The sequence below is a fragment of the Microbacterium sp. P5_E9 genome (assembly GCF_054049175.1).
The window spans coordinates 32,089-54,845 of record NZ_JBFUMV010000016.1 but is presented as its reverse complement, the minus strand read 5'-3'; the positions used below and the strand labels follow the sequence as shown (position 1 = coordinate 54,845).

At 70.8% G+C, this 22,757-nt stretch carries 25 protein-coding genes; 14 read left to right on the top strand and 11 right to left on the bottom strand.

The features are described 5' to 3' along the window. Position 1 precedes the first annotated feature (1 nt). Entirely contained in the window at positions 2–739 is a 738-nt protein-coding gene (gene trmB, locus ACXJ3V_RS16260; protein ID WP_457101379.1) for a tRNA (guanosine(46)-N7)-methyltransferase TrmB, read from the bottom strand. Positions 740–771: 32 nt separating this feature from the next. Continuing rightward, a complete protein-coding gene (locus tag ACXJ3V_RS16255) occupies positions 772–1,617 on the bottom strand; it encodes a DUF3097 family protein (protein WP_457101378.1) in 846 nt (281 codons plus the stop codon). 162 nt (positions 1,618–1,779) lie between these two features. Between ACXJ3V_RS16255 and ACXJ3V_RS16250 the strand changes: the two genes are divergently transcribed. The 4 genes from ACXJ3V_RS16250 to ACXJ3V_RS16235 all read left to right on the top strand — a co-directional run bounded on the left by ACXJ3V_RS16250 (position 1,780) and on the right by ACXJ3V_RS16235 (position 6,072). Beyond that, positions 1,780–3,846 (top strand): TPM domain-containing protein, encoded by a 2,067-nt coding sequence (locus tag ACXJ3V_RS16250; RefSeq protein WP_457101377.1) that lies wholly within the window; start codon positions 1,780–1,782, stop codon positions 3,844–3,846. Positions 3,847–3,924: 78 nt separating this feature from the next. Then, positions 3,925–4,686, top strand: a complete 762-nt coding sequence (locus ACXJ3V_RS16245; RefSeq protein ID WP_457101376.1) for a PspA/IM30 family protein — start codon at positions 3,925–3,927, stop codon at positions 4,684–4,686. A 106-nt stretch (positions 4,687–4,792) separates the two neighbouring features. After that, positions 4,793–5,614 carry an arginase family protein gene (locus ACXJ3V_RS16240; RefSeq protein ID WP_457101375.1) on the top strand — a complete coding sequence of 274 codons (822 nt, stop codon included), beginning with the start codon at positions 4,793–4,795 and terminating at the stop codon, positions 5,612–5,614. Beyond that, the gene (locus ACXJ3V_RS16235; RefSeq protein ID WP_457101374.1) at positions 5,611–6,072 is read left to right on the top strand and encodes a Fe-S oxidoreductase; all 462 of its coding nucleotides are present in this window, start codon (positions 5,611–5,613) and stop codon (positions 6,070–6,072) included. Before ACXJ3V_RS16240 ends, ACXJ3V_RS16235 begins: the two co-directional genes overlap by 4 nt. A gap of 46 nt (positions 6,073–6,118) precedes the next feature. Here ACXJ3V_RS16235 and ACXJ3V_RS16230 read toward each other — a convergent pair whose 3' ends face one another. From ACXJ3V_RS16230 to ACXJ3V_RS16215, 4 genes are all read right to left on the bottom strand, one after another. Further along, the gene (locus tag ACXJ3V_RS16230) at positions 6,119–6,418 is read right to left on the bottom strand and encodes a hypothetical protein (protein ID WP_457101373.1); all 300 of its coding nucleotides are present in this window, start codon (positions 6,416–6,418) and stop codon (positions 6,119–6,121) included. A gap of 109 nt (positions 6,419–6,527) precedes the next feature. Further along, positions 6,528–6,992, bottom strand: coding sequence for an SIP domain-containing protein (locus ACXJ3V_RS16225; protein ID WP_457101372.1), 465 nt, complete (start codon positions 6,990–6,992; stop codon positions 6,528–6,530). Between the two features lie 78 nt (positions 6,993–7,070). After that, positions 7,071–7,787, bottom strand: coding sequence for a tyrosine-protein phosphatase (locus ACXJ3V_RS16220; protein WP_457101371.1), 717 nt, complete (start codon positions 7,785–7,787; stop codon positions 7,071–7,073). Further along, positions 7,784–8,260: a carboxymuconolactone decarboxylase family protein gene (locus tag ACXJ3V_RS16215; RefSeq protein ID WP_457101370.1), complete on the bottom strand. Its 477-nt coding sequence runs from the start codon at positions 8,258–8,260 to the stop codon at positions 7,784–7,786. Before ACXJ3V_RS16215 ends, ACXJ3V_RS16220 begins: the two co-directional genes overlap by 4 nt. A gap of 61 nt (positions 8,261–8,321) precedes the next feature. On the opposite strand from ACXJ3V_RS16215, the gene ACXJ3V_RS16210 reads away from it, so the two are divergent. The 8 genes from ACXJ3V_RS16210 (at position 8,322) to ACXJ3V_RS16175 (ending at position 16,011) form a co-directional block, all read left to right on the top strand. Continuing rightward, positions 8,322–9,275: an alpha/beta fold hydrolase gene (locus tag ACXJ3V_RS16210; RefSeq protein WP_457101369.1), complete on the top strand. Its 954-nt coding sequence runs from the start codon at positions 8,322–8,324 to the stop codon at positions 9,273–9,275. A gap of 129 nt (positions 9,276–9,404) precedes the next feature. Continuing rightward, positions 9,405–10,922 carry an ABC transporter substrate-binding protein gene (locus tag ACXJ3V_RS16205; protein WP_457101368.1) on the top strand — a complete coding sequence of 506 codons (1,518 nt, stop codon included), beginning with the start codon at positions 9,405–9,407 and terminating at the stop codon, positions 10,920–10,922. Beyond that, positions 10,919–11,872, top strand: coding sequence for an ABC transporter permease (locus ACXJ3V_RS16200; protein WP_457101367.1), 954 nt, complete (start codon positions 10,919–10,921; stop codon positions 11,870–11,872). Before ACXJ3V_RS16205 ends, ACXJ3V_RS16200 begins: the two co-directional genes overlap by 4 nt. Further along, a complete protein-coding gene (locus ACXJ3V_RS16195; RefSeq protein ID WP_457101366.1) occupies positions 11,869–12,816 on the top strand; it encodes an ABC transporter permease in 948 nt (315 codons plus the stop codon). Before ACXJ3V_RS16200 ends, ACXJ3V_RS16195 begins: the two co-directional genes overlap by 4 nt. Beyond that, positions 12,813–13,601 (top strand): ATP-binding cassette domain-containing protein, encoded by a 789-nt coding sequence (locus ACXJ3V_RS16190; protein WP_457101365.1) that lies wholly within the window; start codon positions 12,813–12,815, stop codon positions 13,599–13,601. Before ACXJ3V_RS16195 ends, ACXJ3V_RS16190 begins: the two co-directional genes overlap by 4 nt. Further along, positions 13,598–14,404, top strand: a complete 807-nt coding sequence (locus ACXJ3V_RS16185; protein WP_457101364.1) for an ATP-binding cassette domain-containing protein — start codon at positions 13,598–13,600, stop codon at positions 14,402–14,404. The genes ACXJ3V_RS16190 and ACXJ3V_RS16185 overlap by 4 nt, the downstream gene beginning before the upstream one ends. 49 nt (positions 14,405–14,453) lie before the next feature. Next, the gene (locus tag ACXJ3V_RS16180) at positions 14,454–15,509 is read left to right on the top strand and encodes a M4 family metallopeptidase (RefSeq protein WP_457101363.1); all 1,056 of its coding nucleotides are present in this window, start codon (positions 14,454–14,456) and stop codon (positions 15,507–15,509) included. A 64-nt stretch (positions 15,510–15,573) separates the two neighbouring features. Then, positions 15,574–16,011 carry a protealysin inhibitor emfourin gene (locus tag ACXJ3V_RS16175; RefSeq protein WP_457101362.1) on the top strand — a complete coding sequence of 146 codons (438 nt, stop codon included), beginning with the start codon at positions 15,574–15,576 and terminating at the stop codon, positions 16,009–16,011. 2 nt (positions 16,012–16,013) lie between these two features. Here the strand turns inward: ACXJ3V_RS16175 and ACXJ3V_RS16170 are convergent, their stop codons facing one another. The 3 genes from ACXJ3V_RS16170 to ACXJ3V_RS16160 are packed head-to-tail and all read right to left on the bottom strand — an operon-like array spanning position 16,014 to position 18,121. Continuing rightward, complete coding sequence (locus tag ACXJ3V_RS16170; protein ID WP_457101361.1) at positions 16,014–16,625, bottom strand: N-acetyltransferase family protein; 612 nt, start codon at positions 16,623–16,625, stop codon at positions 16,014–16,016. 20 nt (positions 16,626–16,645) lie between these two features. After that, positions 16,646–17,338: a uracil-DNA glycosylase gene (locus ACXJ3V_RS16165; RefSeq protein WP_457101360.1), complete on the bottom strand. Its 693-nt coding sequence runs from the start codon at positions 17,336–17,338 to the stop codon at positions 16,646–16,648. A 6-nt stretch (positions 17,339–17,344) separates the two neighbouring features. Next, entirely contained in the window at positions 17,345–18,121 is a 777-nt protein-coding gene (locus ACXJ3V_RS16160) for an SDR family oxidoreductase (RefSeq protein WP_457101359.1), read from the bottom strand. Between the two features lie 180 nt (positions 18,122–18,301). On the opposite strand from ACXJ3V_RS16160, the gene ACXJ3V_RS16155 reads away from it, so the two are divergent. Next, the gene (locus ACXJ3V_RS16155) at positions 18,302–19,624 is read left to right on the top strand and encodes a bifunctional o-acetylhomoserine/o-acetylserine sulfhydrylase (protein ID WP_457101358.1); all 1,323 of its coding nucleotides are present in this window, start codon (positions 18,302–18,304) and stop codon (positions 19,622–19,624) included. A 70-nt stretch (positions 19,625–19,694) separates the two neighbouring features. Here the strand turns inward: ACXJ3V_RS16155 and ACXJ3V_RS16150 are convergent, their stop codons facing one another. Further along, complete coding sequence (locus ACXJ3V_RS16150) at positions 19,695–20,633, bottom strand: hypothetical protein (protein ID WP_457101357.1); 939 nt, start codon at positions 20,631–20,633, stop codon at positions 19,695–19,697. Positions 20,634–20,750: 117 nt separating this feature from the next. Here ACXJ3V_RS16150 and metX point away from each other — a divergent pair, with 117 nt between their 5' ends. Continuing rightward, positions 20,751–21,965, top strand: coding sequence for a homoserine O-acetyltransferase MetX (metX, locus tag ACXJ3V_RS16145; protein WP_457101356.1), 1,215 nt, complete (start codon positions 20,751–20,753; stop codon positions 21,963–21,965). Between the two features lie 6 nt (positions 21,966–21,971). Here metX and ACXJ3V_RS16140 read toward each other — a convergent pair whose 3' ends face one another. After that, positions 21,972–22,751, bottom strand: coding sequence for an NUDIX hydrolase (locus tag ACXJ3V_RS16140; protein ID WP_457101355.1), 780 nt, complete (start codon positions 22,749–22,751; stop codon positions 21,972–21,974). Positions 22,752–22,757 lie beyond the last annotated feature (6 nt).

Genomic DNA, 22,757 nt, shown 5'->3' with positions numbered 1-22,757 from the left:
ATCAGGCGCCGGCCGTCCGGCGATAGGCGAGGTCGCGGATCGCCCGGCCCGCGCGCTGCCCCTTGCGTTCGAACGAGGTCAGCACCCGCCCGTCGAAGCGCTCGGCCCACTCGCCCGTGAAGTCGCGGGCGAGTGCCTTCTCGTCGTCGAGCACCGCCCGCATCTGCAGCGCGTAGTCCTCCCAGTCCGTCGCGAGCCGCAGCACGCCGTCCGGTCGCAGCGCGCGGGCGGCGATGCCCGCGAATTCGCTGGTTACGAGCCGGCGCTTGGTGTGCTTGTTCTTGTGCCATGGATCCGGGAAGAACACCCACAGTTCGGCGACGGATGCCGGGGGCAGCAGGTGCTCGAGCACCTCGGGTGCGTTCGCCTCGACGAGACGGAGATTCTCGGCCCCGGCGCGCTCGGCGTCGAGCATCGTGCGGGCGATCCCGGCGCGGAACACCTCGACGGCGAGGAAGTCGTCGTCGGGACGAGAGGTCGCCGCGTGCACGATCGCGTGCCCCTGGCCCGATCCCACCTCGACGATCAGCGGCGCTGCGCGGCCCCAGATCTCGTGCGGGGCGATCGCCGTGCCGGAGCGGATGCTGGTTTCCGCGGCATCGCGCTGCACCGACAGCACGAACCGGGGCGCCAGCTCGACCCAGGCGCGCTCCTGCGCCTCGGACACCCGACCGCTGCGGCGCACGAACGAGACAGGGCGGTCGCGGAAGGTGCGGGGTTCGGCGGGGATGTCGGGCACTGCACCAGGCTACCCAGCCGGGGCGCCGGCGTTCAGCGGCCGGGGTCGACCGTGACGTAGTCGATGAGCTCCTCGACCCGCCCGAGGAACGTCGGCTCGAGGTCGCGGTAGCTGCCGACCGCGGCGAGGATCCGCTGCCAGGCGCGCGCGAGGTCGGCCTGCGTCGCCGACGGCCAGCCGAGGCCTCGGCAGATGCCCACCTTGAAGTCGATGCCGCGCGGCACTTCCGGCCAGCTCCGGATGCCGAGAGCGCGCGGCGTGACGCACTGCCACACGTCGATGTACGGGTGGCCGACGATCCGGAGGTGCGCCCCGTGCGGACCGGCGGCGATCGCCTGCGCGATGCGCGATTCCTTGGAGCCGGGCACGAGGTGATCGACGAGCACTCCGTAACGGCGAGTCGCGGATGGCGGCTCCTCGTCGAGCATCTCCGCGAGCAGGTCGACACCCTGGAGGTACTCGACGACGACGCCTTCGGCGCGCAGGTCGTCGCCCCAGACCTTCTCCACGAGTTCGGCGTCGTGGCGACCCTCCACAAGGATGCGACTCGCACGCGCCACCCGGGCACGCGCTTCCGGCGCGGCGAACGAGCCCGACGCCGTCCGCGCGGGGGCAGGTGCCGCAGCCGCGGACGGGGCGACGAGCACGACATCCGCGCCGTCGATCAGGAATCCGGGCCCGAGGGGGAACAATCGTCGGCGACCCAGGCGATCCTCGAGCTCGACGATGCCGGACGCCACTTTCACGACAGCCCCGCAGTACCCGTCTTCGGCCACCTCGACGACGAGATCGGCCGTGGCAGGCACGCGCGGCACCTCGGTCTGCCCGCGCTGGCGCCAGCCGGCTGCGAGCACATCAGTGCCATAGCGATCGTCCACGTACCCTCCTCGGAGCGGCCAGCGTACCGGCGGATCGCGCATCCACTACGCAGCGACCCGCGACCCGCGCAAGCCCTACCTCGGCATGCCCGGGCTTGCATAGACTCGGCTCCGGGGCCGCTGAGGGCCCAGCGACGGGGGGTTCGGATGCGGGCGCGATGGGTGCTGGCACTCACTGTGACGCTCACGGCGCTGCTGGCCGGCTCGGTTTCCGCGGCCTCGGCGACCGACCCCGTCACCCTCGGGTCGAGCCATGTGCTCGACGACGCCGGTGCGCTCACCCCCGCAGAGGTGGATGCGGCGGAGAACCGCCTGGCCCAGCTCTCGGATGAGACGGATGTCGATCTCTGGGTCGTGTTCGTCGACGAGTTCACGAACCCGTCGAGTGCGGCCGACTGGGCGAACGAGACGGCGACGGCGAACAACCTCGCCTCCAACCAATACCTGCTCGCGGTGGCGGTGGATTCGCGTCAGTTCTATCTGTCCGGTGATTCGTCCGGCCCCGTGACCGACGAACAGCTCACCTCCATCGAACAGCAGCAGATCCAGCCGCAGCTCGCCGCGGAAGACTGGGGCGGCGCGATCGATGCGGCCGCGGACGGACTCACCGCCGCAACGGCCGGCACGAGCGGCGGCGCGGGGAGCGAGCCCGGCGGCACCGGCAACGAGTCCAGCGGAGCAGCCGGCGGACTCTTCTCCAACGGCCTGCTCCTCTTCGTCCTCATCGCGGCGGCGCTCGGCGTCATCGTCTGGATCGTCATCCGTCGTCGCCGCAAGGGGGTCGCCGCGAATCCGTCGGCGGTGCCGCCGGCGGGAAGCGTCGACCCGCTCACCCAGCTCGACACGAAGCAGCTCGAGCGCCAGGCCGCCTCGGCGCTCGTCGAGACCGACGATGCGGTGAAGACGAGCGAGCAGGAGCTGGGGTTCGCGAAGGCCCAGTTCGGGGATGCCGCCACCGTGGAATTCGCGCAGGCTCTCGCCGCGGCGAAGGACAGCCTCGGCAAGGCCTTCCTCCTCCAGCAGCAGCTCGACGACGCGACGCCCGACACCGAGGAGCAGGTGCGGGCGTGGAACACCCAGATCATCCGGCTGCTCGAGGGCGCCAACCACGGGCTCGACGAGAAGTCCGAGGCGTTCGATGAGCTGCGCAAGCTCGAGCGCAACGCGCCGGAGGCCTTCGCCCGGGTGCAGCAGGAGCGCGCCGCCGCCGCGCCGGGGGTGGCATCGGCCGCCGGCCGCCTTCGGGCGCTCGCGCAGGGCTACGCCCCCGAGGCGCTCACGACGATCGCGGACAATCCCGCCCAGGCGGCCGATCGCCTGACCTTCGCGGACGCCCAGCTCGCCGCCGCCCAGACCGCGATCGGCGCGGGCGATGGCGGCGCCGCGGCCGTCAGCATCCGCGCCGCCGAAGACGCCGTCGCGCAGGCAGGGCTGCTCGAGCAGGCGATCGACAAGCTCGGCGCCGACCTGACGGCCGGCGAGACCCGCGCTCGCGCACTCATCGCCGAGCTCCAGCAGGATCTGGCCGCGGCCGCCGCGCTTCCCGATCCCGACGGCCGCGTGGCCGCTGCCGTCACCGCCGTCCGCCAGCAGCTCGCCGAGGCCGACGGGCTGCTGTCCGGCACCGGCAAGCGCCCGCTCGCTGCTCTGCAGGGGCTCGAGGCCGCCAACACCCAGATCGACGCGGTGATCGCCGGAGTGCGGGATGCCGCGGCCCAGGCGCAGCGCGCGCAGGAGATGCTCGGCCAGGTGATGATGCGAGCGCAGGCGCAGGTCTCCGCCGCCGAGGACTACATCACGGCCCGCCGGGGCGGGGTCGGCGCGACCGCGCGGACGCGATTGGCGGAGGCCGGGGCATCCCTCGTGCAGGCCACCCAGCTGCAGGCCACGGATCCGGCGCGCGCGCTGCAGTACGCGCAGCGCGCCGACCAGCTCTCCGCCGAGGCCATCCGTCTCGCACAGGACGATGTGGGCTCGTTCGGGGGCGGCACCGCCGGATTCGGCCCGGGCGGGGGCCAGGGTGGGTCGTCCGGCGGCGGGATGCTCGGCGCCATCCTCGGAGGCATCGTCCTGAACTCCGTCCTCGGCGGCGGCTCGTCCGGCGGCGGCTTCCCCGGCGGCGGATTCGGCGGGGGCGGTCGCTCCGGCGCGACCTTCAACCCCGGTTTCAGCCCGGGCAGCTTCGGCGGCGGCGGCACCCGGTCCCGCCGAGGGGGTGGTCGGTTCTGACCACCCCGATCGCGCATCCCCCCGCTCCACCACTTCACCATCCCGCTTCACCACGACTCCGATAGGAAGGAAGAACCGATGGCCAAACAGTCCATCCTGGGTCGCATCTCGACCCTCGTCCGCGCGAACATCAACGCGCTCCTGGATTCCGCCGAGGATCCCCAGAAGCTGCTCGACCAGCTCGTGCGCGACTACACGAACAGCATCGCCGAAGCGGAGTCGGCGATCGCCGAGACCATCGGCAACCTGCGACTGCTCGAACGCGACCACCAGGAGGACATGCAGTCCGCCTCCGACTGGGGCAGCAAGGCGATCGCGGCGAGCCGCAAGGCCGACCAGCTGCGCGGGTCCGGGAGCACTGCGGACGCCGACAAGTTCGACAACCTCGCCAAGATCGCCATTCAGCGGCAGATCGAGGCCGAGAAGCAGGCGAAGACCGCGGAGCCGACGATCGCCTCGCAGACGCAGGTCGTCGATCAGCTCAAGAGCGGCCTGAACGGCATGAAGGTCAAGCTCGACCAGCTGAAGTCGAAGCGGTCCGAGCTGCTGGCCCGTGCGAAGACGGCCGAAGCGCAGATCAAGGTCCACGACGCCGTCAAGTCGATCGACGTCCTGGATCCCACCAGCGAGCTCGGGCGCTTCGAAGACAAGATCCGCCGCCAGGAGGCGCTCGCCCAGGGCAAGCAGGAGCTGGCGGCGTCGAGCCTCGATGCGCAGTTCAACTCGCTCGACGACATGGGTGAGCTCACCGAGGTCGAAGCGCGCCTCGCCGCCCTCAAGTCGGGGGCGACGCCCGCGCAGGCGGCGATCGACGCGCCGAGCGTCCCGTACACGCCGTAGCGGGGGATGCCTTCGCTGATCGGGCGCCGCTCCCCCGGGTGCGGCGCCCGACCACTTATCCGTGGGTGCGTATGCGACCGCTCGGTCGCGGGAGGAAGATKAGGGAATGACCCGTTATCTCGTGGTTCCGCAATGGCAGGGCAGTCCCTCATCGCGGGCGATGCAGCTCATCGACGGAGCGCAGGCCATTGCCGGCGACCTGCCGCGGTCGGCTACCACGATCCTCGAGGTGCCGATGGAGGCCGGCGAGTCGCTGGGCACCGGCATCCATCGCCTCAGCGCCCTGCAGCACACCTACACGCTCGTCGAGGCGGCGCTCTCCGAGCATGACGAGGCGGTCCTCACCGTCGGTGGCGACTGCGGGATCGCGCTGGCACCGATCGCGTGGGCGGTGCGGCGCTCCCCCGAGCTCGCGGTGGTGTGGATCGACGCGCATCCCGACCTCAACACGCCGGAGTCGTCGCCGTCCGGAGCCTTCTCGGGCATGGTGCTGCGGGCCGTCCTGGGTGACGGCGACCCGGGGCTGTCACTCGAGACGGGAGCGGTGGCGCCTGGTCGGGTGATCGTCGTGGGAGCGCGCTCGTTCGACGACGCCGAAGACGAGGCGGTCCAAGCGATGGGCATCGCTACGGTGTCGGTCGAGGACCTCCGGGATCCCGATGCTCTGGCGGCGGCCGTGCGGGCGACCGGAGCGGACAGCATCTACATCCACGTCGACGTCGACGCGCTGGATCCGGCCGAGCTCGCCGGCAACGCGCACCCGGAGCCCTTCGGCTTCGCCCTCGCCGATCTCACCGCCGCCATCGCCCGACTGCGCGCCGACCTCCCCCTCGTGGGCGCCTCGCTGGCCGGCTACTCGCCGGCATCTGCAAGCGCCGCGGACGACGACCTGGGAGCCATCCTGCGGATCATCGGGGCGCTCGCATGAGTCCCATCCGGATGCCCCCGCCGGGCTGGCGGGCCGAAGCCGACCGCGCCCTCGCGCGCGGCCGACGCATCGACCGCATCATTCCGAGCTTTCTCCTGGACTCCCCTCTCAGTCACGCCGGGTACCTCTACGGCACGACCGTCGGGTGGATCTGGGGGTCCATCTGGAGCACCGGGCGGGTCGAGAAGCGCGCGGGACTGTGGATCTTCCGCGGCATGCCGGGCTGGGCGTTCCCGCGCGGCGGGACGTGCACGGGCGGGTGCTTCCTCACCGGCGACGACCCGGTCACCGACCGGCTGCTGCGCCACGAAGCGGTGCACAAGCGTCAATGGGAGCACTACGGCTTCCTCATGCCCGTGCTCTATCTGCTGGCCGGGCGCAATCCGCTGCGCAACCGCTTCGAGATCGAAGCCGGACTCGAGGACGGCAACTACATCCCGCGCGGGCTCGAGCTCTGACCGCGTGAAGGCGTGGCCGGAACGAGTTCCGACCACGCCCGAAACGTCAGTGCTTCATCCCGTAGGTGTGCGCGTTGCACCCCCACACGCCCTCCGGGGTCAATGCCGAGGACGCGCCATGCGTGCTCACCACGCCTTCGACGTCCTTGGTGTGTCCCCAGTTCTGGACGGTGCCCGGGTTGAAGGGCTCGTCCTGAAGTCCCGAGAACGCGCACGGCGAATTCGAGTTCGCTGGGCCGTGGGTGTCCTGTCCATGGCMCCCGATCTCGCCTGCGAACGCGCCGCCCGCCGATCCGAATACCAGAACGGCCCCCACAGCCGCCCCCAGCAGAATGTTCTTCCGCATTTTCTTCCCCCTTGCATAGCAGACGAGCCCCATTGCCCGTCGGCACACATCGAACTCCCACAGGGGTCCGAGCACAAGGGGCTGCGTGGAGTGGGGAAGGTCGGGCCGCTCAGCGCGCGGTCGCGAGTCCGTACTGCTCAGGGGCGTGGATCGACGAGGCCGCTACGCCGTTGCGCGTCGTGAGGTGGTCGACGATGTCGGCGGTGCCGAGGTATCCGCCCAGCAGATGGATGCGCGTCTCGTCGTCCGGGGCGCAGAGCATCTCGTCGGCCCACGCCGTCACGGCACGTGCCAGCGCCTGACCGGGGGCGCACGCGCGGCCCGTGCCCGGGTCGCCGCTGCGCACCGAGCGGTCGAGCCAGGTGACGACCATGCGCGCCGGAGCCTGGACGACCCCGTGCCACGAGGCATCCGGAATCTCGATGAACACGCGACCGGTCGAGCAGATCGGCAGGGTCGCCAGCAGCGCCTCGAGGTCGGCGAGCGACGACTCGTCTGCCGTGATCAGGTGCTGCACCCGCGTGTGCCGCGAGGCGCGGCATGCGGATGCATTGTGCTCGGTGGTGTGGGACATGTCGTCACCACTATAGCGCGAAGGTAGGGTTGCCTAACCTTTGTGAACCTGTGCGTCCTCCCTCAAACGGACGGACGATCACGCGATGAGCACGCGGCGCAATTCGACGATCTCGTCGTCCGTCACCCCGTGCGCGCGCAGGTAGTCGGCAGCCGAGCCGTAGCTCCCGATGAGGCCGGCCAGCATCCGCTCCATCACCGGCGCAGGCGACCGGCAGGCGAGATCCTCGAGGTTCCGCGCCTCCGGATGCAGGKTGCGCAGCCGGGCGAGCACGTCGCGGTTGCGCTGTTCGGGCAGCAGCGACTCGGTGCGGGCGTAGTCGGCGACGACGGCGCCCGGGTCCACTCCAGCGGCGGCGAGCGCGAGCCCCACCGTCACTCCGGTGCGGTCCTTGCCCACGGTGCAGTGCACCAGCACCGGCTGGTCGACCAGGATTCCTCGGATGACGGAGACCACCGCCGGCGCGGATTCCTCGAGGATCCGCGCGTACATCTCGTCGAGGGTCAGATCGTCCGCGAAGAATGACCCCACCGAGCCGAGGAACAGCGGCACGCGCTGCACCTGGATCGCCAGCCCGTCGATCCGGCTGGGCGCATGCGCGACTTCGTCATCGGCGCGCAGGTCGATGATCCGCCGCACACCGAGGTCTCCGAGGGCCGCGGTGCCCGAATCTTCGAGCCGGGCCAGATTCCCCGAGCGGAACAGCACACCGAAGCGCGTGCTCCGGGGTCCCGCCGGCAGGCCGCCGACGTCACGCAGGTTGACCGCGCCCGGAACGAGCGGATCGGCGATCATGCCTCGGGCGCCCGCCGAGGCGGCACCGGATACCGGCCCGCGATCGCGATCCGGTTGAAGGCGTTGATCGAGACCAGGATCCAGCTCAGGGCGACGTACTCCTGCTCGGTGAGCACCCCGCCGACGTGGTCGTAGACCTCGTCGGCCACCCCGCCGTCGTGGATGAACGTGAACGCCTCGGTCAGCTCGAGCGCCGCCCGCTCGCGCTCGGTGAACACGCCCGACTCCTGCCACGTGGGCAGCTGGGCGATGACGTCGGCGTCCAGGCCGACCTTCACCGCACGGTCGACATGAACCCGCACGCAGAAGGCGCAGCCGTTGAGCTGCGACGCGTGGATCTGCACGAGCTCCTTCAGCCTCGCGTCGATGCCGGCCTCGGCCGCGATGGCGCCCACGGACTTCGAGAAGACGTCGAGCGTCTGGTAGGCCTCCGGGGCGGAGCGGGAGAGGTGCACGCGTCGTTCTTCGCTCATCCCGCCAGCCTATCCAGGGGCCCGGCGCGGGGGGCTCGCGCGGACGAGGCAGAATAGCCGGGTGAGTGACGCCACCGACGAGTTCTCCTTCCTGCCCGCGCAGGCCGCCGACGCCGGGATCCCCGGCCCCCTCCTCCAGGGCGAGCGCCTCTTCCTCACCCTCCCCGACGGGCGGACCCTGAGCGCCCTGCGGTACGCGCCGGCGGGCGCGGAGTCCGCCGCTCCGACCGTGACGCTGCTGCACGGCGCCGGGCTCAACGCCCACACCTGGGACACGACGATCCTCGCCGCCGGGGTGCCGGCGCTGGCGATCGACCTGCCCGGGCACGGCGACTCGTCGTGGCGCGACGACCTCGCGTACACCGGCGGGACGCTCGCCCCGGACGTCATCGCCGGCATCGAGGCGTGGACCGACCGCCCGCAGCTGCTCGTCGGTCAGTCCCTGGGCGGCCTCACCGCTGCGGCGGTCGCGGCATCCCGTCCCGATCTCGTGCGAGAGCTCGTCATCGTCGACATCACCCCGGGCATCGACCCGAACGGCGGTCCCGCCGAACTCGGCGCCTTCTTCTCCGGCCCCACGGATTGGGCATCGCGCGACGAACTCGTCGATCGGGCGCTCGCGTTCGGACTCGGCGGATCGCGCACCGCCGCCGAGCGAGGGGTCTTCCACAACTCCCGTGTCCGCGAAGACGGCCGCGTCGAGTGGAAGCACCACTTCGCCCGGCTCGCGAACGCGATGGCCGCGGCGCCCGAACTGGCCGCCGCCGCCGCTGCGCAGCAGGACGCCCTCCGATCGGTGCTTTCCGAGAGCGGGTGGACCGACCTCGCCGGCGTCCAGGCGCCGACGACGCTGCTGCGCGGCACGCGCGGCTATGTGACGGTGGCGGACGCCGAGCAGTTCCAGGAGCGAGTGCCCGCGGCATCCGTCATCGACGTGCCGTCCGGTCACAACGTCCAGGAGGAGATCCCCACCGAACTGGGGAAACTGCTCGGAGACCTCGCCGGGAAGGGTTAACACTTGTGTTTCGTTCTGCGTAGCGCAGGCGTCACCCACGGTCCGCCTTCCCTAGGCTGGCTGACGCACCGGATCGCGTCCGCCGCCCGCCGGACCTCCTCCATCGTGTGCCCCTCCGAAAGGACCCCCATGCTCCGCCGTACCGCCCTCGCCGCCTCGGCCCTGCTCGCCGCCGGCGCGCTCGTGCTCACCGCCTGCAGCGGCAGCCCGAGCGCCAGCCCCAGCGCAACCGGCGAGCCCGATCCGAACGCCACCGTGACGGTAGGTCTCGTGCTCGAGCCGGAGAACCTCGATATCCGCCACACGAGCGGTGCGGCCCTCGAACAGCTCCTGATCGACAACATCTACCAGGGACTCGTCACACGGGACTCTGCGAAGGACAACGCGATCGTGTCCGCGCTCGCATCGGAGTGGAGCGTCTCCGACGACGGGCTGACCTACACCTTCACGCTCAATGAGGGCGTCACGTTCCACGACGGCACCGCGCTGACCGCGAACGACGTGGTGACGTCGTACACGCAGGTCAAGGATGACGAGACCCTGCAGGGGCACGCCGACTTCGCCGGGGTCACGTCGATCGCGAGCCCGGATGCCTCGACCATCGTCATCACGCTCACCGAGCCGAACATCAACTTCCTGTTCGCCCTCACCGGTCGCGCCGGCCTGGTCTTCAAGACGGGCGACACCACCGATCTGAAGACCGCGGAGAACGGCACCGGTCCGTTCCTGCTGAGTGAGTGGAACCAGGGCGACAGCGTCGTCCTGGAGCGCAACGACGACTACTGGGGAGACAAGGCCGCCGCCAAGGAGATCGTGCTCCAGTACATCCCCGACTTCACGGCCGGCGTGAACGCGGCGCTCGACGGCACGCTCGACGTGCTCACCGCCGTCGAGCCGAACCTGGCGTCGCAGCTCGACGAGGAGAGCGGCTTCACCCTCACCGAGGGCCGCACCACCGACAAGGGCACGCTCGCGTTCAACAACACGCGTGCGCCGCTCGACGACATCCGTGTGCGTGAGGCGCTTCGTCTCGCGATCGACCACGACGCGCTCATCGAGGCCGTCGGCGGGGCCACGACGCTCTACGGCCCGATCCCCGAGCTCGACCCCGGCTACGAGGACCTCTCGGATGTCATCAGCTACGACCCGGAGAAGGCGAAGGCGCTGCTGAAGGAGGCCGGCCAGGAGGATCTCGAACTGACGCTGACGATCCCGTCGTTCTATCCCACGACCACCGCGACGTTCCTGGTCTCGGCCTTCAACGACATCGGAGTGACGCTCAAGGTCGAACCAGTGGAGTTCTCGACCTGGCTCGATGACGTCTACACCAACCACGACTACGAGCTGAGCTTCGTGCTCCACGTCGAGGCGCGTGACTTCGACAACTTCGCGAACCCCGACTACTACTTCCAGTACGACAATCCCGAGGTGCAGACTCTGTACAAGCAGGCGATGACCAGCACCGACGAGGACAAGTCGGACAGTCTGCTCAAGGAGGCCGCTCGCATCGTGTCCGAGGACATGGCCGCCGATTGGCTCTACAACGGGGTCACCATCACCGCGGTCGGCACCGGCATCACCGGCTTCCCGAAGGACTCGGTCAACGTGCGACTCGACCTCACTGACGTGGCCTCGTCGAACGGGTGATCCGCTATGCGCTGACACGACTGGCCCTGCTGCTGGTGGGGCTGCTCGTCGCCAGCGTCCTGATCTTCCTCACGCTGCGCGTGCTGCCCGGGGATGTCGCCCAGCTGATCGCCGGCACCGAGGGCACCCCGGGGCAGGTCGCGGCCATCCGCGAGGAGATGGGCCTCAACCGCCCCCTGATCGCGCAGTACCTGGACTGGATCGGCGGTGTGCTGCGGGGTGACCTCGGCACGTCGCTCATCACCGGCTCGCCCGTGGCATCCGAGATCGCGGACAAGGCGCGGGTCACGGTGCCCCTGGGCATCCTCGCGCTGACGATCGCCGTCGTGTTCGCGGTCCCGCTCGGGGTCGTGTCGGCGATGCGGCGCCGGCACGCCGTCGGAACGGGCATCAGCGTCACGTCGCAGACCCTCGCCGCCGTGCCGGTCGTGTGGGCGGGAATGATGCTCGTCGTCGTGTTCGCCGTGTGGCTCGGCTGGCTCCCGGCCCAGGGATTTCCGCGCACCGGCTGGTCGACCCCGTGGCTCGCGCTGCGCTCTCTGCTGCTGCCCGCGATCACGATCGGAATCGTCGAAGGTGCGATGCTGATGCGGTTCGTCCGCAGCGCGACGCTCCAGGCGGTCGGTCAGGACTATGTGCGCACCGCGGCCGCGAAGGGCCTCACGCGGAATGCGGCTCTCGTCCGCCACGGCCTGCCCGGCGTCGGACTGTCGGTCATCACCGTGCTCGGGCTTCAGGTCGCGGGCATCATCGTGGGGGCCGTCGTGATCGAACAGCTGTTCTCGTTGCCCGGGATCGGGCGGATGCTCGTCGCCGACGTCGGCTCACGCGACCTTCCCAAAGTGCAGGGCGAGCTGCTCGTCCTCACCGGCTTCGTGCTCTTCGTGGGGTTCTTCGTCGACCTGCTGCACCGCGTGATCGATCCGCGGCAACGAGAGGTGGCGCAATGAGCGGACGAGCGGATGCCGCGGCCCCGCCGCCCGCGGGCGCCTCAGTTCAGCGGCGCAGGAGCTGGCTGCGCCGACTGTGGGCGATCTCGACGGGTCGCTTCGGGCTCATCGTGATCGCGGTCATCATCCTGACCGCGCTCGTCTCGCTGTTCTGGACGCCCTTCGACCCCAAGTCGGTCGACATCCGCAACCGCTGGCAGGGGCCTGGGTGGCCGCACGCGCTCGGAACCGACGGGACGGGCCGCGACATCCTGAGCCTGATCATCGCGGGTTCTCGCACGACGATCATCGTCGCCGTCGGGGCGGGGATCATCGCGACAGTCGTGGGCATCTCGCTCGCCGCGCTCGGGGCCCTCACCGCCCGCTGGGTGCGCGAGTCGGTCGCCGTGTTCGTGGACATCCTCATCGCCTTTCCGGTGCTCATCATCGCGATGATGATCTCCGCGGTGTGGGGCGGCTCCCTCCTCGTCGTCATCTGGTCGGTCGGGATCGGCTTCGGCGTCAACATCGCGCGCGTCACGCGCCCCGAGCTGCGCCGCGTGCTGCACAGCGACTTCGTGCTGGCCGGCCGCGCGTCGGGCCTGACCCCGTCCCAGAACCTCCTGCGGCACCTGCTCCCGAACGTCGCGCCGGTGTTCATCGTGCAGCTCTCCTGGGCCATGGCCGTCGCGGTCCTCGCCGAGGCGGGCCTGTCCTACCTCGGCTTCGGCGCCCCCGTCACCGAACCCTCGTGGGGACTCCTCCTGGCCGAGCTGCAGCAGTACATCGCGATCTACCCGCTCTCGGTCGTGCCTCCGGGAGTCGCGATCACCGTGACGGTGCTGGCGCTGAACCTGCTGGGCGATGCGCTCCGCGAGGCGACCGACCCGACCCTGTCGCACGGCCGGGACCCACTGCATCGCCCACGCGCGGCGATCCGGCACCTGCCGGAGGTGGTCTCGTGACCCTCGAGGTGGACAACCTCATCGTCGAGATCGATGGCCGCCGCGTCGTGGACGGCGTCTCGTTCTCGGTGCCCGACGGCGCACGGGTGGGCCTCATCGGCGAATCCGGCTCGGGCAAGTCACTGACGGCCCTCGCGGTGCTCGGCCTGCTCCCCGACGGCGCGACGGCCGACGGGTCCATCCGCTGGAACGGGCGCGAGCTGCTCGGAATGCCCGATCGCGAGCTGGCTCAGCTGCGCGGCGACGAGATCGGCATCGTCTTCCAGGAACCGCAGACCGCACTCAATCCCATCCGCACGGTCGGCCGGCAGATCGCCGAATCGGTGCGGATCCACGAGCGGGTCAGCCGCGCGCAGGCCAGGCAGCGCGCCGTCGCCGAGGCCGCGCGCGTCGCCCTCCCCGACCCCGAGCGCATCGTCGCGAGCTATCCCCACCAGCTCTCCGGCGGGCAGCGGCAGCGGGTCGCGATCGCGATGGCGCTCGCCTGCCGCCCGCGCCTCCTGATCGCCGACGAGCCCACGACGGCGCTCGACGTGACCATCCAGTCCGAGATCCTCGACCTGCTTCGCTCCCTGGTCGACGAGGACGGCATGTCGCTCGTCTTCATCACGCACGACCTCGCGGTGCTCGCGCGGATCGCGACGCACGGCGTCGTGCTGGCCGACGGCCGCGTCGTCGAGGAGGCTCCCGTCGCGACCCTGCTGACCGCTCCGGAGTCGCCGGTGACCCGGGAGCTGCTGCGCGATGCGACCGCCACCCTGTGGCGCCCGGGGGGTGTCGCATGAGTGCCACCCCGCTGCTGCGCGGTCGCGGACTCACCCGCAGCTACCCCATCCCCAAGACCACCATGTTCGAGCGCCGCCGCTCGCTCACCGCCCTCCAGGATGCCGACATCGACATCGCGGCCGGCTCGGCCGTGGGCATCATCGGCGAGTCGGGATCCGGCAAGTCGACGCTGGTGCGACTGCTCCTCGCCCTGGACACCCCGACCGCGGGCACCGTCGAATTCGACGGACGGCGGGTGGATGCCGCGGCCGCGGCCCGCGACCTGCACTGGCTGCGCCGCGACACCGGGATGGTGTTCCAGGACCCGTACGCGTCGCTCGACCCCCGCATGAGCGTCGGAAGGATCGTCGGCGAGCCGCTGTGGGCACTGGGGATCGAGGGCGACCGGCGGGCGCGGGTGCGCGAGGTGCTCGTCGAGGTGGGTCTGGAGCCCGAGATGGCGAACCGGTTCCMGCACGAGTTCTCCGGTGGCCAGCGCCAGCGCATCGCGATCGCTCGGGCGATCGCGCACCGGCCGCGGATGCTCGTGGGCGACGAGCCGCTGTCGGCGCTGGACGTCACCGTGCGGGCGCAGATCCTCGAGCTGCTCGCCGAGCTGCGCGCGCGGGATGGGCTGACGCTCCTGCTTGTCTCGCATGACATCGGCGTGGTGCAGAACCTGTGCGATCAGGTGATCGTCATGAAGGACGGACGCATCGTCGAAGAGGGTCCGACCGAGAAGGTGCTGCTCGAGCCCCAGGTCGCGTACACGAGACGACTGCTCGCGTCGATCCCGGCCATCGATGGCGGCGCCGCCGGCTGAGGCGACACGCCTCCGGCCCGATGTCGCGGTGCGGCATTAGCCTCGGACCATGATGCACGCGTTCGTCCCTCCGTACCTCCTGGCCCGGATCGCTGCCGTCCGCGAGCCGGAATTCCAGCATGCGGCCGCGGCGGCGCGGGCCACGCTCGCAGCCCCTCGCCCCTACCATCCGGGGCGCAGCAACCTGGAGCTGTCGATCGACGAGTCCGGCGCGCTTGTGGCAGAAGCGGTGCCTGCCCCCGACCGCACGATCTTCGACGCGAAGAACCGCGAGACCCTTCCGGGCGTGCGGGTACGCGGCGAAGACGACCCCGCGAGCGGCGACGCCTCGGTCGATGAGGCCTTCAACGGGCTGGGCGCGACCTTCGACTTCTACTGGGACGCCTACCAGCGCAATGGGATCGACGGCGCCGGCGGCGCGCTGCTGGCGACGGTGCACTACGGCAAGGACTACGACAACGCCTTCTGGAACGGCGAGCGGATGGTGTTCGGCGACGGCGACGACGAGGTCTTCACCGGTTTCACGAAGTCGCTCACGGTGATCGCACATGAGCTCACCCATGGAGTCACCGAGCACGAGGGCGGCCTCGTCTACCAGGGCCAGTCCGGCGCCCTCAACGAATCCCTCTCCGACGTCTTCGGCTGCCTCACCGAGCAGCATCAGCTCGGACAGACCGCCGATGAGGCCAGCTGGCTGGTCGGCGCCGGGATCTTCACGGATGCCGTGCAGGGCCGGGCCCTGCGCTCGATGATCGAGCCGGGCACGGCCTACGACGACGACGTGCTCGGCCGCGACCCGCAGCCGGCGAACATGAGCGGCTATGTCGTGACGGACGGCGACAACGGGGGTGTGCACATCAACTCCGGCATCCCGAACCGCGCCTTCGCCCTCGCCGCCGTTGAGCTGGGCGGTCGCGCCTGGGAGCGGGCCGGACTGGTCTGGTACCGCACGCTCACGTCCGGCTCACTGTCGCGCACCGCCAACTTCGCAGCCTTCGCCGCAGCCACGATCCGCGCCGCCGGGGCGGAGTTCGGCGCCACATCCGCCGAGGTGTCCGCCGTGCGCTCGGGCTGGAAGACCGTCGGGGTCACCCCGGCTGGGTGACGGACTCCCGGGGCGCCGCCCGCGCGACGCCTGTCCCCGCGCAGAACGGCTTGGTATCGTCACGATGAGCGACCGCCACCCGACCCGGCGCGAGCGAGGACTGACGATGGACAGCGACAGCATGGACGATCCCGTCCACGTCACCGTCGTCGTCACACGGACGGGCGGCATCGCGGGGCTGCGGCGCCAGTGGCAGGTCGACTCGCGCGGCGACGAGGCATCCGAATGGGTCGCGCTGATCGAGGAGTGCCCCTGGCCGCGCGCGGCATCGCGCGCATCAGGCGCCGACCGCTTCGCGTGGTCGATCGTCGCGCTGCTCGGGCCGGATCGGCACGACGCCGAACTCTCCGACGATCAGATCGACGGGCCGTGGGCGATCCTGGTCGAGGCCGTGCGCACCCGCGGCGCGCCGGTCCGCCCCGCGCCGCGACCCACACCTTCGCCCGCGCCTTCGCCCGCAGAGCCGGAAGAGCCGGAAGGGCCTGCTGAGCGGACGGAGTGACGTCAGCGCCCGAAGAAGCCGCGCTTCTTGACGGGCTTGAGGTGCTTCTGCAGGTAGATCGTGCCGAGCCAGCGACCGAACTTGAAGCCGACCTTGCCCATGCGGCCGACCTCGACGAAGCCCAGCCGTTCGTGCAGGGCGACGGATGCCTCGGCCCCCTTGTCGCTGATGACAGCGACCATCTCGCGGATGCCGGCCTCTTCGCACGTGGCGATGAGCGCCTCGAGCAGGGCGCGGCCCAGACCTTTTCCGGTCGCCGCCTGGCCGAGGTAGATCGAGTTCTCCACCGAATAGCGATACGCCGACTTCGACGACATGGGCTGCACCAGGGCGTACCCGAGGATCTGGCCGCTCGGCGACTCGGCGACGATGAACGGCATCTTGAGCTTCGCCAGGTGCTCGACCTTGTCGCGCCACTGCGCGAGCGTCCAGCGCTTCTCGTCGAACGTGACCACCGAGTTCGTCACGTAGTAGTTGTAGATCTCGCGGATGTCCGGGATGTCGCGGTCCTGCACCGGGCGGATGGTGAACGAGAACGGGCGCTCAGGCTCGGGGGCCTTGCGCAGGTGCCACGGCAGCAGCCGTTTGGTCTTCTCGTACTCCTCCTCCAGCATGCCGACAAGCCTACGCGGGGTCAGTCCGGGAGCCGCCAGTCGACGGCTTCGGCGCCCTGCGCTGCGAGCAGCTCGCCTGCCCGTGAGAACGGGCGCGAGCCGAAGAAGCCGCGGCTCGCGGACAGCGGCGACGGGTGCGCCGACTCGATGATCGGCACCGTGCCGAGCATCGGCCGCAGGTTCGCGGCATCCCTCCCCCACAGAATCGCCACGAGCGGCCCGCCGCGCGCGACGAGCGTGCGGATCGCATGCTCGGTGACCTTCTCCCACCCCCAGCCGCGATGGGATGCCGGCAGCCCGGGCGCCACGGTGAGCACTCGGTTCAGCAGCATGACGCCCTGATCGCTCCACGCCGAGAGGTCGCCGTGGGAGGCACGAGGGATGCCGAGATCTGCGTCGAGCTCCTGGTAGATGTTCGAGAGGCTCCGCGGGAGCGGACGCACGTGCCGGTCGACGGCGAACGACAGCCCGATCGGATGCCCCGGCGTCGGATACGGATCCTGCCCGACGATCAGCACCTTGACGTCGGCGAGGGGACGCTGGAAGGCGCGCAGCACGACGTCGCCGGCCGGCAGGTAGCCCCGGCCCTCGGCCACCTCGGCGCGCAGGCGATCGCCGAGGGCTGCGAGGTCCGGCGCGACCGGGGCGAGCGCGTCCGCCCAGCCGGCATCCATCATCCCCGCCTCGGCGAGCTCGGGCAGTGACATGGGCATGGCGGATTACATGCCGCGCGGGTGCAGCGGTCCGCGTGCGAGCAGGTGCTGGGCCGACTGCGCGACCGGCCGCATCGTGATGAGGTCGAGGTTGACGTGTCCGGGGGCGTTGAGGGCGTACGCGATCACATCGGCAACGTCCCCGGCGGTGAGCGGCGCTTCGACGTCCTCGTAGACCTTGTCGACCGCGTTCTGGTCACCGCCGAGCCGGTTGAGGGTGAACTCCTCGGTGAAGACCATCCCCGGGGCGACCTCGACGACCCGGATGGGCTCGCCGTTGAGCTCGAGCCGCAGGGCGTGCGCCAGCATCGCCTCGCCGGCCTTGGCCGCGTTGTACCCCGCCCCGCCCGGGTAGGCAGTCTGGGCCGCGGTCGAGGTGACGAAGAGGATGTCGGCGTGGCCGTCGGACGCCGCGGCCCGCAGCCGGGGCAGGAGGGCGGCGACCAGCCGCTGTGCGGCGAGGACGTTGACCTCGAACATCCACCGCCAGTCCTCGGGGTCGCCGTCTTCGACCCGATCCGCGCCGCGGGCGCCGCCCGCGACCTGCACGAGCGCATGGACGGGGCCGGACTCGTCGAGCCAGGCGGCGAGCGCGTCGACGTCCGCGCTGCTGGTCAGATCGGCGGCGAACGCGACGACACCCGTCTCCGCCTGGAGAGCCTCGAGCCGGTCGGCCCGCCGTGCGACCGCGACGACGTCCCAGCCGCTCGCCCGCAGCGCCCTCGCGGTCGCCTCTCCGATTCCTGAGCTCGCCCCGGTCACCACTGCGCGTCGATCAGCCATGTGCTCCACGGTACCGCCGCGGCGCCACTCGGCTCGCCCTGGTTCGGTGCGGTTCCCACGGCCGGCGCAGGGAACCCGAGGTTACGTCGCATTTCCCTCTCGTTGTCGAGCGCGCCCGACCTCCGTACCCTCGAACTGGCCGCGATCTGCGCGGCACCCCCGACTACTGCAGGAGCCTTCATGTCCGCACCCGAGAACTGGCGTTTCGAGACCAAGCAGATCCACTCGGGCGCCCAGCCCGATCCGGTGACCAAGGCGCGCGCGACGCCGATCTACCAGACGACGTCCTACGTCTTCGACAACACCGACCACGCCGCGAACCTCTTCGCGCTGGCGGAGTTCGGCAACATCTACACCCGCATCCAGAACCCGACCCAGGATGTCGTCGAGCAGCGCCTCGCCGCGCTCGAGGGCGGCACCGGCGCGCTCCTGGTCGCGTCCGGCCAGGCCGCTGAGACCTTCGCGGTGCTGAACATCGCCCAGGCCGGCGACCACATCGTCTCGTCGAGCTCCATCTACGGCGGCACCTACAACCTCTTCAAGTACACCCTCGCGAAGCTGGGCATCGAGACGACGTTCGTCGAGAACCAGGACGACCCCGACGAGTGGCGCCGCGCGGTGCGACCGAACACGAAGCTCTTCTTCGCCGAGACCATCGGCAACCCGAAGATCAACGTCCTCGACATCCGCAGCGTCGCCGACGTCGCGCACGCCGCCGGCATCCCGCTCATCGTCGACAACACGATCGCCACCCCGTACCTCATCAAGCCGTTCGAGCACGGCGCCGACATCGTCGTCCACTCGGCGACGAAGTTCCTCGGCGGTCACGGCACGGTCATCGGCGGCATCATCGTCGACGGCGGCACGTTCAAGTGGTCCGAGAACGTCGACAAGTTCCCCGGCCTCACGGTGCCCGACCCCTCGTACCACGGCGCGAGCTACACCGCCGCGGTCGGCGACGGACTGGCCTACATCATCAAGGCCCGCGTCCAGCTGCTGCGCGACTTCGGCGCCGCCATCGCGCCGCACAGCGCGTGGCTGCTCATCCAGGGCCTCGAGACCCTGTCGCTGCGCATCGAGCGCCACGTGCAGAACACCCAGGAGATCGCCGAGTGGCTCGAGAACCACGACGACATCGCCTCGGTGAACTACTCGGGCCTGCCCAGTTCGCCCTGGTACGCGGCCGCCAACAAGTACGCCCCGAAGGGCGTCGGCGCGGTCGTGTCGTTCGAGCTGAAGGGCGGAGTCGAGGCCGGACGCGAGTTCGTCAACAGCCTGACGCTGTTCAGCCACCTGGCGAACATCGGCGACGTGCGCTCGCTCGTCATCCACCCCGCGTCGACGACCCACTCGCAGCTGACCCCCGAGCAGCAGCTCACGACGGGTGTGACCCCCGGTCTCGTGCGCCTCTCGGTCGGGCTCGAGAACATCGAAGACCTMAAGGCCGACCTCGAGCAGGCGCTCGCGGCCGCCCGTCGCGTCAGCGAGGCTGCGCGCGCGTAACTCCCCTGCAAGGGAACGGATGCCCCGGCCCAGCGTCATCGAGACGCTGAGCCGGGGCATCCGTCGTTGGTCAGCCTGCGGAGTCCCACCAGCGCAGCACGCGGAGCGCACGCAGGGTGACCCAGCGACTGGGGAACCCTTCGCCCTCGGCCTCCAGCTCGAACAGCACCGGTCCCCCGTGCGCGTTCTCATAGACGAACATCCCGTTGGCATCGGCCTTCGACCGCAGCAGCTCGATCGCGTCGGCGAGTCGCTCATCGCGGCGGTCCGCTGCGCGGAAGTAGTCGAGGCCACGGAGGATGTCGTGGAACCAGCGCGTCGGATACGACAGCATCGTCATCCGCGGGTCGGCGATCTCGCCCGTCGATCGACGGCGGTAGAGCCCGCGCTCGAGCAGGTACTCCTCGGCGGTCGCGCGCGCGGCGTGCGAGGCATCCGTTCCACCGGTCGCCGCCTCCCACTCGCGGAGGCCCTCGAGCACGCAGATGGTGGAGTGGAAGGACGAGACTGTCGACTGGTCCGTCCAGCAGTTCCACCCGCCGTCGTTGAGCCGGCCGGCCAGGATGGTCCCGACGATCCGATCGACCGGCTGCCCGAAGTAGGCGCCGATCGCAAGGGCGATGCCGTTGATGCACGGCTCGGCCTCGCCGTCGAAGTACGGCGCGTCGTTGTACTCCCAGCGGACGTTGTCGCGCACGAGCCCGATCGCGCGCTGAGCCTGCGGACTGTCGGGGGGCAGGCCGTACTCCCACAGCGACTGCAGCGAGAAGTGCGTGGCCGTCCACGCGTCGAAGAAGGGCCGCTCCTCATCTGCCCAGCCTGGCCGGTAGGTGCCGCCGTCCCAGCGGCCGTCGTCGGCCTGCTCGGCGAGCATCCGGGCGCCCCACCCCTCGGTGGCGACCCGCGCCCGCTCGGCCGCGACCTCGTCGGGTGCGGCATCCGTAAGATCGCGCAGCACCTGCCAGCGGATGGCGGGGTCGCCCTGGAGGAGATAGTCGATGACGTCCATGCCACGCATGCTAGACCGGTGCTCGGACAGCGGCACCGGCTCTTAGGGTGGTGCGGTGGAACCCCTCGCAGCCGTAACAGTGGGCGACCGCTCAGTCCGACCGGCGAGAATGGGCGAATGGACTGGCAGACTTCCGAAGACACCGTGCCGTCGGCACCGGTGACGGAGGCCGACGCGCGCCTGCTCCTGGGCCGCCCGCCCGCCACCGGCGCATGGCGTGACGGCGACCCGGTCGGCGACCGCCAGTTCGCGGCCTTCGGCCCGTTCCGCACCGAAGGCGGCCGTGAGCTGCCCGCCTACCGGCTCGCGTACGAGACCTGGGGCGAGCTCAATGCCGCCCGCGACAACGCCGTGCTGGTCCTGCACGCCCTCACGGGCGACAGTCATGTGCGCGGACCGGCCGGGCCGGGGCATCCGACCGCCGGCTGGTGGGATGACATCGTCGGACCGGGCGCGCCCATCGACACCGATCAGTGGTTCGTCGTTGCTCCCAACATGCTGGGCGGATGCCAGGGCTCGACCGGTGCGGCGAGCATCGCGCCCGACGGCTACGAGTGGGCGTCGCGCTTCCCCTATCTGACGATCCGCGATCAGGTCGCCGCACAGGTGCGCCTCGCGGACGCGCTCGGCATCGACGTGTGGGCCGCGGTGCTCGGCGGCTCGATGGGCGGCATGCACGCCCTCGAGTGGGCCGTCGGACTGCCCGACCGGGTCGCGCGGGTGGGCGTGCTCTCGGCGCCGCCGGTGAACACGGCCGACCAGATCGCCCTCAACTCCGTGCAGCTCGAAGCGATCCAGATCGATCCGCGCTTCCAGGGCGGCGAGTACTACGACTCCGGCGACGGCGACGGCCCGCACCGCGGCCTCGCGCTCGCACGGCGCATGGCGCTGCTGAACTACCGCAGCCCGACCGAGCTCAATCAGCGGTTCCAGCGCTCCTGGCAGTCCGGCGTAAGCCCGCTCGGACACGGCGGCCGCTTCGCCGTCGCGTCGTACCTCGACTTCCACGGCAACCGCTTCACCCGCCGCTTCGACGCGAACACCTACCTCACCCTCGTCGAGGCGATGAACTCGCACGATGTCGGCAGGGATCGCGGCGGAGTCGAGGATGCCCTCGCCCGGGTGACGGCGACGGCGCTCGTGCTCGGCATCGACAGCGACCGCCTGTTCCCCATCGACGGGCAGCACCGCATCGCGCGCAGCATCCCTCGGGCCCTCGACGGCGACCGCGCCGTCGTGCTCGCGAGCGACTTCGGCCACGACGGGTTCCTCATCGAGACCCTCGCGGTCGGCATGCACCTCCGCAGGCTCCTCGCCGCACCCGCGGGCTGACCGCGCTCAGCTCGTGCGGGTGTAGATCCAAGGCAGTGCGCCGACCTCCAGCCGATGGCGTGCGGATGATTCGACGCCGGGAATCTCGGATGCCTCGGCCGCGGCATCCGTGTCGTATTCCGCGTCTTCCTGCCAGAGCAGCATCGGACCGGTCGGCACGCGCCGCGCCACGGTCTCGAAGCGGTGCACGCCGGCGAGACGGATCGCGCCGAGCAGCGCGGCGGCATCCGGCTGCGTGCTGAGACCGTGGAGGGTGATCCAGGTCGGCGGGTACAGCGTCAGCTCGTCGCGGGCGTGCCGCTCGAGGAGCTCGCCGGGCCGCACCCAGTCGGCGGCGACGGCTTCGTCGGCCGAAAGGGCGAGCTCCCCCACGGGCGCGGGCGCGGCGAAGAACCAGGTGCGGATCCGCAGGGGCAGTCCTGGCGGCGGGTCCCAGCAGGAGAGGGTCACCAGGCCGCCCTCGTCGAGGGTGAGGCCGGTCTCCTCCCAGGTCTCGCGGACGCCCGCGCGGCGGGCGACCTGCTCTTCGGTTTCGTCCTCATCGCCCGCATCCGCGGGATCCAGCTTGCCGCCGGGGAACACCCACGCGCCGGCGAACGAGCCGCGGTCKGGGCGCTCGATCATGAGCACCTCGGGGCCGGCCGGTCCGTCCCGCACGATCACGACGGTCGCGGCGACCGGGATGTCCGGGTCGGTGCCGTCACCGGGGAGGCGGGGTCGCGAGTCGCCGACCGCGTCGGCGAGGGCGCGCACCGCACGGTCTGCGGACGAGGGGATCTCCGGCATCGCCCC